The organism is Streptomyces katrae (assembly GCF_000966975.1).
GTDB lineage: Bacteria > Actinomycetota > Actinomycetes > Streptomycetales > Streptomycetaceae > Streptomyces > Streptomyces katrae.
Genome location: NZ_JZWV01000206.1, coordinates 1 through 8,765, shown reverse-complemented (window position 1 = coordinate 8,765; position 8,765 = coordinate 1). Strand labels below are relative to the sequence as shown.

The window sequence follows — 8,765 nt, the reverse complement described above, 5'->3', positions numbered from 1 at the left end:
GGCCTCGGCGGTGCAGTGCCTCCAGCCCTCGCGGGCGAGGACGGTCCGGGCCGCCCGGACGATGTCGCGGCGCTCCCCGTCGGGGCCGGCCGGCGCGGCCCGGCCGGCGCCGGGCCCCGCGGGGGCGCGCTCGATCGTTGCTTGCGGCGTTGCCATGTGTGGTTCCTCCGGTTGACGTGCTCGTCCGGCCGTCGGGTGCGTCGGCCTCAGGGGGTGCCGGTCGCCGGGGCCCCGGTCGTCAGGGGGTCCCGAACCAGCGGTCGAGCGCCATCGGCAGGTCGTGGTGGCTGCCGGGCGCGGCCCATGCCACGTATCCGTCGGGCCGGATCAGCAGGGCGGTGGTGTCGTGCAGTCCTTCGGCAGTGCCGCGCGGCCGGGCGGTCACGGTGTCGACCCGTTCCGCCCAGGGGGCGGCGCGCCCGCGCAGCCGCGGGTTGTCCGCCAGGTCGAGGAGCACCCCGCGGCCGGGGCGCAGCAGTTCGGTGCTGGAGGTGGGGCCGTCGGCGCCGGCCAGCTCCAGGTGGGGCATGCGCCGGCCGAGCAGCGGGTGGGAGCCCTTGCCGACCTCGTAGGTGATCTCCAGGCCGGTGACCATGGCGGCGAGGTGGCGGGCCACGTCCTCGTACGCCATGAGCTCCTTCAGCGAGTCGCGCAGCGGCTGCACCTCGGCGCCGCTCAGGAACAGCAGCCCCTGGGCGCGGGTGTTCATCAGGAGCCGGCGGCCGACGGCGTGCCGTTCGGTGTGGTAGGTGTCGAGCAGGCTCAGCGGGGCCCGTCCGTGGACCACGGAGGCGAGTTTCCAGCCGAGGTTGAAGGCGTCCTGGATACCGGTGTTCATGCCCTGTCCGCCGGCGGGCAGGTGGATGTGCGCGGCGTCGCCGGCCAGCAGGACGCGGCCGCGCCGGTACTCGGTGACCTGCCGGGCGGCGTCCCCGAAGGCGCTGACCCACACCGGTTCGGCGGCCGAGATGTCGTCGCCGGTGAGCCGCTGCCAGGCGGCTGCGACCTCGTCGAAGGAGGGCGCGCTCTCGCGCCGCCGCGGGGGCCTGCCGCGTTCGCAGACCACGATGCGGGTGGTGCCGCCGGGCAGCGGGCCCACCATGACCATGCCGCCGGGGAGGGTTTCGCCGATCATCCGGGGCTTGAGCTCGATGCCCCTGATGTCGGCGAGGAACATCTCCATGGTGGCCGGGGTGCCGGGGAAGTCGAAGCCGGCGGCCTTGCGCACGGTGCTGCGCCCGCCGTCGCAGCCCACCAGCCAGGAGGCGCGCAGGGTGTGGGTTCCGCCGGGGCCGCGGACCTCGACGTCGACGCCCTCGCCGTCGTCGTGGACGGAGAGCACCTCGTGGCCGCGCCGGATGTCGGCGCCGAGGTCGGCGGCCCACACCTCCAGGTGGGTTTCGGTGACCGACTGGGGCACGGTCTTGGCCGCCTGGCAGGCGCCGTCGAGCACGCCGAAGTCGAGGGGCAGCCCGCCGAAGTGGCCGAGCGTGCTGCGCTCGATGTCGCCGAAGCGGGCGAGGATGCCGCGCTGGTCGAAGGTCTCCAGCGTGCGTGTGGTGAAACCGAGGCCGCGCGATTCTCCCGTACGCCGCTCCAGGCGTTCCAGGACGACGACGGCGACTCCCGCCAGCCGCAGTTCACCGGCGAGCATCAGGCCCGCGGGGCCCGCGCCGACGACGATCACAGGGGCGTCCATCACGTCTCCTTGAATTCGCCTCCGGAGACAGTGCACCGGATCTTGACTACAAGGTTCTTCGGGTGCGAACGGCCGTTCAATGGCGTGGGGTTCAGGAGTCGGTCAGGTTCCACAAGGGCCGGTCCGCTGCTTCGCGAACCGGCCAAGGGAATGTCAAACCGCGGTCAGACGCCTCGATCCGGGTCCTACCGGATCGAGTGCGGACCGCTGTGGAAGGTCGTGCGGGAGAAGACCGTTTCAGGTGCGGGCGCCCGCCCGCCGGTCGAAGCAGGTCCGGACGTCGGTCTCGTTGTAGTAGGTGCGGCCGGCCCGGTTGCGCCGGCGCCAGCGCTGCTCGCTGGCCAGCCGGTAGACGGTGCCGGTCGGCGTGTGCCACAGGCGGGCGATGTCGGCGGCGGTGAGCCAGCGTTCGGTGGCGGCGGTCCGGTCCTCGCCGTCCATGGAGCGGCTGAGCCCGCTCCACTGGTCGCTGGTCCAGCGGTGGGCCGGGTCGGCGTCGCACACGACGGCCTGGCCGGCGTCGGTGCCGGTGTCCCGGGCGGTGGTACGGACGGCGACGCTCAGGGAGCCGGAACAGCCGGACTCCGGGCAGGGGCCCAGGCGGATGCTGCGGGTGGGGTCGGGGAAGGCGGCGCGGCGCCCGGCCCGCACCAGGCGGGCTATCTCCTCGGTGGCCTCGGCGGCCGCGGGGTGGGCGGCGAGCCAGTCCCCGTTGCGGCGCAGGAAGGCGCTGAGGGCGGCGACGGTGCGCTCCGGGGAGGCGAAGCCCCGCTCCTGAGCGACCAGTCCGCTCCAGGAGCCCAGTACGGAGACCATCCGGGCCCGTACGTCGGCCGCGGCCCCGTTGAAGGGCAGGCCGGGCAGGTCGCCGCCGGTGGTCCGCTCGCGCAGGCTGCCGGGGGCCGCGCCGGCGAGCATCCTGCCGCACTCCTCGTAGAGGTGCGCGAGTTCCGCCAGGCCGGCGTCGAGGTGTTCCCGGCAGGGCCGGCACAGCCGCCCGCCGTCGGCCGTGCGCCGGCGGGAGCGTCCGTCGGCGGCCTGGCGGCGGCAGCCCTCTCCCTGGCACGTCGCCGTCGCTGCCATGTCTTTCCCCCCTCGGCTCGTAGCGGTGTGGACTCGTAGCGGTGTGGACGGGTTCAGCCCTGGCCGAACCGGAAGCCGACGCCGCGGATCGTGATGATCCAGTTGGCGCCGATCTTGTTGCGGAGCGTGCTCACGTGCGTGTCGACGGTCCGGCGGGACCAGGAGTCGCCCCAGACCTGCTGCATCAGCATCTTGCGCGGGATGACCGTGTCGGGGTGCGAGGCGAGGAGGTAGAGCATGTCGAACTCCTTGCGGGTGGTCTCGACGGGCTCCCCGTTCAGGGTCACCTCCCGGGTGCCCGCGTCGATCCGCAGCGGTCCGCAGGTGATGGTGGCCGCGGCGGGTCTGGACGGCCGCGCGCGGCGCATGACCGCCTCCATCCGCGCCATCAGCTCGCGGAAGCCGTAGGGCTTGACGAGGTAGTCGTCCGCTCCGGCCTGGAGGCCCAGGACCCGGTCCAGCTCGCTCCCCCGGGCGGTGACGGCGATGAGGGGGATCTCGTGGGCGGCGCGGATGCCGCGGCAGACCTCCAGCCCGTCGAGGTCGGGGAGTTCCAGGTCGAGGAGGACCAGGTCGGCGTCGGCGTACCCGCGCAGGGCCTCGCTCCCGGTGCCGACGATGTCCACCTCGTGTCCGTGCCGGCGCAGACCGCGCGCCAGCGTCTCCGCCTCCATCGCGTTGCTCTCCACGATGAGGACCCGCCACAGGGCCGAGTGGGCCGGCGCGTGCGGTGGCACCCTCAGTCCCTCGGCCGGTAGGAACCCACCGTTCACCCCTGCGGCGGTTGTGTGAGGTTCCAGTACAGCGAACGTCCGCTGGTTCATCTGCCCCCCCTCCCTCAAGCTCAGTCGAGCCAACGTCAACGAAGATACAAACCGCTTCGTCGGTTTGTCAAAGCCCGCAAATCGCGGCAAGGTTCGCGATAAGTGGTTCGAATCAGGCCACAGCGGGGCACGAATCGCCGTTGATCAAGCCACTAGAGGCTGTCGGCGCGCTCTTCCCATACCAACGGGGCGGTTTAATAATAGAAGGAAACTGATACAGGAGCTATGCGTGATGAAACAAGAACGCGCCGTCCGAACCCGTCAAGCACTGCTCGAGTCAGCGGCCACGGTGTTCGGACGGCGCGGGTACGCAGAGGCGACGCTGAACATGATCAGCGTCGGCGCCGGAGTGAGCCCGGGCGCGCTCCACTTCCACTTCGAGAACAAGGCGGCCGTCGCGCAGGCCGTCGAGGCCGCCGGGGCCCGGACCCTGCGCGCGGTCACCCGCGAGGTGTACGAGCGGCGGACCTCGGCGCTCCAGTGCATGGCGGACAGTTCACAGGCACTCGCCGGCCTGCTGCTGTCGGACGTCGTGGCCCGGGCCGCCTTCCAGCTGAACCGGGAACCGGCCTATCCGTCCTCCTTCGCCCTGCCCAGGGAGTGGCACGACTACGTGTACCGGCTGCTGGTCGAGGCCGCGGAGGAGGGGGCCCTGCTGCCCGGGCTCAACCACCGCAACGTCGCGACGACCGTGGTGGCGGCCACCCTCGGCTTCGAGGCCCTCGGCCGCGACGACCCCCAGTGGCTGGCCCCCCGTACGCTGTCCGGGTTCTGGCGGGTGGTGATGCCCTGTCTGGCCGCGCCCGCCGTCCTGCGCGAACTGGAGTCGGCCGGGCGCGGAAGCTGACGCACCCGTGGCCCGTCGCCGCTGCCGGCGGCGACGGGCCACGGGCCCATCCGGGAGCACACGCCCCACGACCGGGGTTCACACCGACCGCAGGGCCCTGACCGGCTCCCCGCCGTACTCCCCCGCCGGCCCCAGCACGGCCCTGCTCTCCCGCCCGAGCACCTCGCGCACGTACCGGCGCGCCCGCTCCAGGTCCGCGCCCGGTCCCAGCACCCGCTCCACCGCGCTCTCGTCCAGCAGGACGTCGTTGCGGCACACCACGGTCACCCCGGCCGGATCCGGCTCCACGGACCACTCGCCGGCGTGCGCCACGAGCAGGGGGTGCGGCCGGGACCGCTTGAAGACGATGCGCCCGGCCGCCGGGAAGCACACCCGCACCTCCTCCGTGGGATACGGGGTGCCGTCCTCGGCCAGGCTGACCAGCCGGACGCGCTGCACCCCGGGCCGGTCCTCCACCACCTCGGCCTCCGCGACGTGCGCCACCCGTCCGGTCCAGGCGCCCACCTCGTAGAGGAACGCGTGGACCGGTTCGGCGGGCCCCTGGATCCTCACGGACTCCTCGAAGGACACCAGCAGCCCGTCGAGCCGCCGCCAGCGCTCGGCGACGGCCCGCAGCCCGTCGGCCGCCGCCCGCCCCCGGGCCCCGGCCTCGGCCAGGACGCGCTCCGCCCCGGGGCCCTCCACGACGGTGAGGTCCTGTTCCAGGACCAGCCGCGACCAGCCCGGGGCCAGTTCCTCGACCCGCCAGCTGCCGCCGGCCCCCGTCACGGGGCCGGCCGGACGCTCCTCGCGGAAGTCCACGCGCCGCCGCCCGGCGTCCAGGGCCCGCCGCCACAGCGACCGGCGCGGGTGCCCGTCCGTCCCCGTCCAGTGGGAGTACCGCTCGACGGTGCCGTCGAAGTCCAGGCGTTCCGTGTGGACGGTGTCCGGCAGGAACAGCGGCCACGGCGCGGTGTCGGCCACCAGGGCGTACAGGGCTCCGGCCGGCGCGGCCGCGTCGACCGCGTAGGACAGCCGGTGCACTCGCTCGACAGACATCGGACACCCCTCTCTCGGCGCTTGCCACAGATCCTGTCGCGATCCGCCGGAGTCCGGACGGACCGCCACTGGAGCCTCAGACCGCGGCCCGGCTGCCCAGGACGCGGTTGACCAGTTCGAGGTAGCGCCGGGGGGTGTCGCCCAGTTCGAAGAGCTCCCCGTCGAGGAGGACGTCGAACTTGCGCTCGATGGAGCCGGTGGTCTGCAGGACGGAGAGCGAGTCGTAGCCGAGCTCGTCCCAGTAGAGGTCCTGGACGTCCTCGGTCAGCTCGACACACTCCTCCTCGCCTCCCCAGAACCGCAGGATGCGGGTCAGGTCGGTGAGTTCGAGCCGCTGCATGGTGTGCCTCTCTCCTGGTCCGCCGGCGTGGCGACACATACCGGGTCGCCAGGAGCCTCGCCGACGGCCCTGGAGGGCCGCTCACGCCGGGCCCCAGCCGCGCTGGAGCCCCGCCACCACCCCGCCCGGCCGACCGGCCGCTCCCTGATATACCTAGGCGGCGTACAGATCGAAGGTGGAGCTGCGCCGCGGTCCCGCGACCACGTCCAGCGCGGGGTCCACCCGCAGCATCGCCTGGTGCAGGCGCTGCAGCTGCTGCGAGGGTTCCACCCCCAGTTCGCCGATCAGCCGGGCGCGGAGCCGGCGGTAGACGTCCAGGGCGGTCGCCTGCCGGCCCGACCGGTAGAGGGCCACCATGGCCTGCGAGTGCAGGCCCTCGTGCTGCGGGTTGCGGGCCATCAGCTCGGTGAGCTCCGCGAGGAGTTCGGTGTGCCGGCCCAGCCGGAGGTCGACGTCGATGCGCCGCTCGGTGGTAACGAGCCGGCTCTCCGCGAGCCGCAGCACCTCGATCTCGAGGATCGGCCCGACCCGTACGTCGACCAGGGCGGGGCCCTGCCACAGGTCGAGCGCCTTGCGCAGCAGGTCCGCGGCGCGCTCGTCGTCACCCTCGTCGAAGGCGTTCTGGCCGGCCGCCGCGAGGGCCTCGTAGCTGTGGACGTCCACGGACTCCTGCGGGATCTGGAGCAGGTAGCCCCCGTGCCGCGTGGCGAGCACGTCCTTGGCCGTGCCCGGCGCGCCCGGCCCCATGGCCGTGCCGAGCCTGCGGCGCAGCTGGAGGATGTACGTCTGCAGGGTGGTGAGCGCGCTCTCGGGCAGCTTGGTGCCCCAGATCTCCTCCATGAGGGTCGGTACGGGCATCACCCGGCCCGGGTAGAGCGCGAGAAGCGCCAGGATCTGACGCGGCTTGCCCGCCGTAGGAACGATCGATGCCCCGTTGACCTCGGCACTCAACGGACCCAGAACCTGAATCTCCACGGTCTCCCCGTCTCCCCTCCACATTTCGTCGAGATACTCTCGGTTATCAGTATTCGACCCGATGACGGTAAGGCAGCCCAGGGCAACATCACCGGGCGCTCAAGCCGACGTCGAGCGGACCTCCGAAACGGGCGAACAGGTGGCGGATTCCCGGCACAAGATTCCGACAGAACGTCAAACCTCGTGCTCAGCCCGTGGATCGGGCCCGTCGAATCTGTTCCGATTCCCGGCTTTGCAAATTGCTTCTCAGGTTTTCCGGCAGCTTCTGCAAAAGACCTGACAAAGATTTCTCATATCGGCCGCCGTTCCACCCGCCCCCGGGGTCAGCCGACCCGGGCGAGCCGCTTGCGCGCCGTCTCCGGGGATTCCGCCGGGCTCTCGGGGCTGCTCATCAGGATCGAGCGCTGCAGGCTGCGCAGGGCGGCGGACGGCTCGATGCCGAGCTCGCGCACCAGGGTGGAGCGCAGCCGCTGGTAGACGCTGAGCGCCTCGCCGCGCCGGCCCGAGCGGTGCAGGGCGAGCATGAACTGCCCGTGCAGGTTCTCGTGGATGCGGTAGCGGCTGGCCAGCACGGTCAGCTCCGCGAGCAGCTCGCGGTGCCGGCCGAGGCGCAGGTCGGCCTCGATGCGCTGGTCGAGCGCGCACAGCCGGGTCTCCTCCAGCCGCCGGGTTTCCATGTCCAGCTGGACCCCGCCGTCGACGTCGGCGAAGGCCTGCCCGGACCACAGCGCGAGGGCCTCGCGCAGCAGCCGCGCGGCAGTGGGGAAGTCCCCGGCGTCCATGGCCCGGTAGCCCATTCCGGCCAGCCGGTCGAATTCGCGGACGTCACTGGTGCCGCCGCCGCTGTTGAGCATGTATCCGCCCGGCAGCGTGACGAGCACGTCCTTGGCGGTACGCGACCCGTCGGTGCCCTCGAGCGCCTGGCTGATGAGGCCGCGCAGCTGGAGTACGTACGTCTGCAGCGTGGTCCGGGCACTGCGCGGCGGCTCGGTCCCCCACAGCTCCTCGATGAGCGCGGCCACGGGCACCACCTGGTCCGCGTGGAGCGCGAGCAGCGCCAGCACCTGGCGGGGCTTGGCGGCGGTGGGAGTGATCGAGACCCCGTTCTCCCGCACGGTCAGTGCGCCCAGTACATCGATGTCCACGCCGTACTCCCCTGCTTCGTCCTTGGATGAACCCTCGAAGTTCGCTGGAACGAGCAAAAAACAGCTGAGCCGGTTTGTCAATACCAAACCGGCTGTACCGTTTTTCTCTCCACCACACCCCCTCGCGCCCCTCAGGCACGCCTCTGACCTGCGCTTTCAATGGCCAGAGGGGGTCAAGAAGCGCTCTACTCCAACCTGATGATCAAGAAAACCTCTTGTCGCACGACGCAAAGAGTGGCGTGAAACGGCAGGAAACAGACCAAGAAGTTGGCCGAATCTCGTCGGTTGGGGCCTCCTGGCGGGGCGCCTCCCCCGCATCCACAGCCCTCCGAGGCCGGCCAGTACGGATTTGAGCCCTCAGTACAAACCGCTTTCGCGGTTTACTGAAGCGCAATCTTGATCGTCCGACGACGGAGCCCGGCCTGAGCATCGCTGGAACCCGGCTTGAAACAGAAGGAGGCGCCCGCCTGGGCAAGGTGGCCCGCCGCGTGGATTCGGACCTCGGCCCGCACGCCACACGGCCGTCCACCGGCCGGTCGGCCCGCCCTCGCGTGGGCGGGCCGACGGGCCGCCGGTGGCTGATTCCGGAGGGTTCTCACTGCCGGACCGCCCTGCCAGGGCGGATGCCGTCCGCACAGGACCTTCACGACGGCAAACGGTCAGGGATATTCCGGGGCTTGCGGGACTACGCCCGGTGGCCCGCGGCCGCACCCCGCCGCCCTCCCGGCGCGCACGGGGACGGCGGAGAAGTCCACCGAGGCGACACAAGCCGGCCCGGGAGAACCGGCGGTGGGCCTGTCTCTTATACACATCT

8 protein-coding genes are annotated in these 8,765 nt (G+C 71.9%); 1 reads left to right on the top strand and 7 read right to left on the bottom strand.

All coding sequences use genetic code 11. The annotated features are described in order from the left end of the window. Positions 1–238: 238 nt before the first annotated feature. The 3 genes from VR44_RS09465 to VR44_RS09455 all read right to left on the bottom strand — a co-directional run bounded on the left by VR44_RS09465 (position 239) and on the right by VR44_RS09455 (position 3,606). Positions 239–1,699, bottom strand: coding sequence for an FAD-dependent monooxygenase (locus VR44_RS09465; RefSeq protein ID WP_045946962.1), 1,461 nt, complete (start codon positions 1,697–1,699; stop codon positions 239–241). A gap of 237 nt (positions 1,700–1,936) precedes the next feature. Next, the gene (locus tag VR44_RS46980; RefSeq protein ID WP_052713523.1) at positions 1,937–2,782 is read right to left on the bottom strand and encodes a hypothetical protein; all 846 of its coding nucleotides are present in this window, start codon (positions 2,780–2,782) and stop codon (positions 1,937–1,939) included. Positions 2,783–2,835: 53 nt separating this feature from the next. Continuing rightward, positions 2,836–3,606, bottom strand: coding sequence for a response regulator transcription factor (locus VR44_RS09455; protein ID WP_045946961.1), 771 nt, complete (start codon positions 3,604–3,606; stop codon positions 2,836–2,838). Positions 3,607–3,838: 232 nt separating this feature from the next. On the opposite strand from VR44_RS09455, the gene VR44_RS09450 reads away from it, so the two are divergent. Then, positions 3,839–4,453: a ScbR family autoregulator-binding transcription factor gene (locus VR44_RS09450; RefSeq protein ID WP_281187127.1), complete on the top strand. Its 615-nt coding sequence runs from the start codon at positions 3,839–3,841 to the stop codon at positions 4,451–4,453. A gap of 78 nt (positions 4,454–4,531) precedes the next feature. Here the strand turns inward: VR44_RS09450 and VR44_RS48350 are convergent, their stop codons facing one another. From VR44_RS48350 to VR44_RS09430, 4 genes are all read right to left on the bottom strand, one after another. Next, positions 4,532–5,491 carry an SRPBCC family protein gene (locus VR44_RS48350; protein WP_045946959.1) on the bottom strand — a complete coding sequence of 320 codons (960 nt, stop codon included), beginning with the start codon at positions 5,489–5,491 and terminating at the stop codon, positions 4,532–4,534. A gap of 76 nt (positions 5,492–5,567) precedes the next feature. After that, a complete protein-coding gene (locus VR44_RS09440; protein WP_045946958.1) occupies positions 5,568–5,831 on the bottom strand; it encodes a phosphopantetheine-binding protein in 264 nt (87 codons plus the stop codon). A gap of 153 nt (positions 5,832–5,984) precedes the next feature. Next, on the bottom strand, positions 5,985–6,806 hold the full coding sequence (locus VR44_RS09435) for an AfsR/SARP family transcriptional regulator (RefSeq protein ID WP_045946957.1): 822 nt from the start codon (positions 6,804–6,806) through the stop codon (positions 5,985–5,987). A 323-nt stretch (positions 6,807–7,129) separates the two neighbouring features. Next, positions 7,130–7,951: an AfsR/SARP family transcriptional regulator gene (locus VR44_RS09430; RefSeq protein WP_045946956.1), complete on the bottom strand. Its 822-nt coding sequence runs from the start codon at positions 7,949–7,951 to the stop codon at positions 7,130–7,132. Positions 7,952–8,765: the final 814 nt, after the last annotated feature.

What these genes read in the sequence shown, in the direction of transcription:
- VR44_RS09465 (WP_045946962.1), bottom strand. Translation starts at nt 1,699, where the DNA reads ATGGACGCCCCTGTGATCGTCGTCGGCGCGGGCCCCGCGGGCCTGATG.
- VR44_RS48350 (WP_045946959.1), bottom strand. Translation starts at nt 5,491, where the DNA reads ATGTCTGTCGAGCGAGTGCACCGGCTGTCCTACGCGGTCGACGCGGCC.
- VR44_RS09450 (WP_281187127.1), top strand. Translation starts at nt 3,839, where the DNA reads ATGAAACAAGAACGCGCCGTCCGAACCCGTCAAGCACTGCTCGAGTCA.
- VR44_RS46980 (WP_052713523.1), bottom strand. Translation starts at nt 2,782, where the DNA reads ATGGCAGCGACGGCGACGTGCCAGGGAGAGGGCTGCCGCCGCCAGGCC.
- VR44_RS09455 (WP_045946961.1), bottom strand. Translation starts at nt 3,606, where the DNA reads ATGAACCAGCGGACGTTCGCTGTACTGGAACCTCACACAACCGCCGCA.
- VR44_RS09440 (WP_045946958.1), bottom strand. Translation starts at nt 5,831, where the DNA reads ATGCAGCGGCTCGAACTCACCGACCTGACCCGCATCCTGCGGTTCTGG.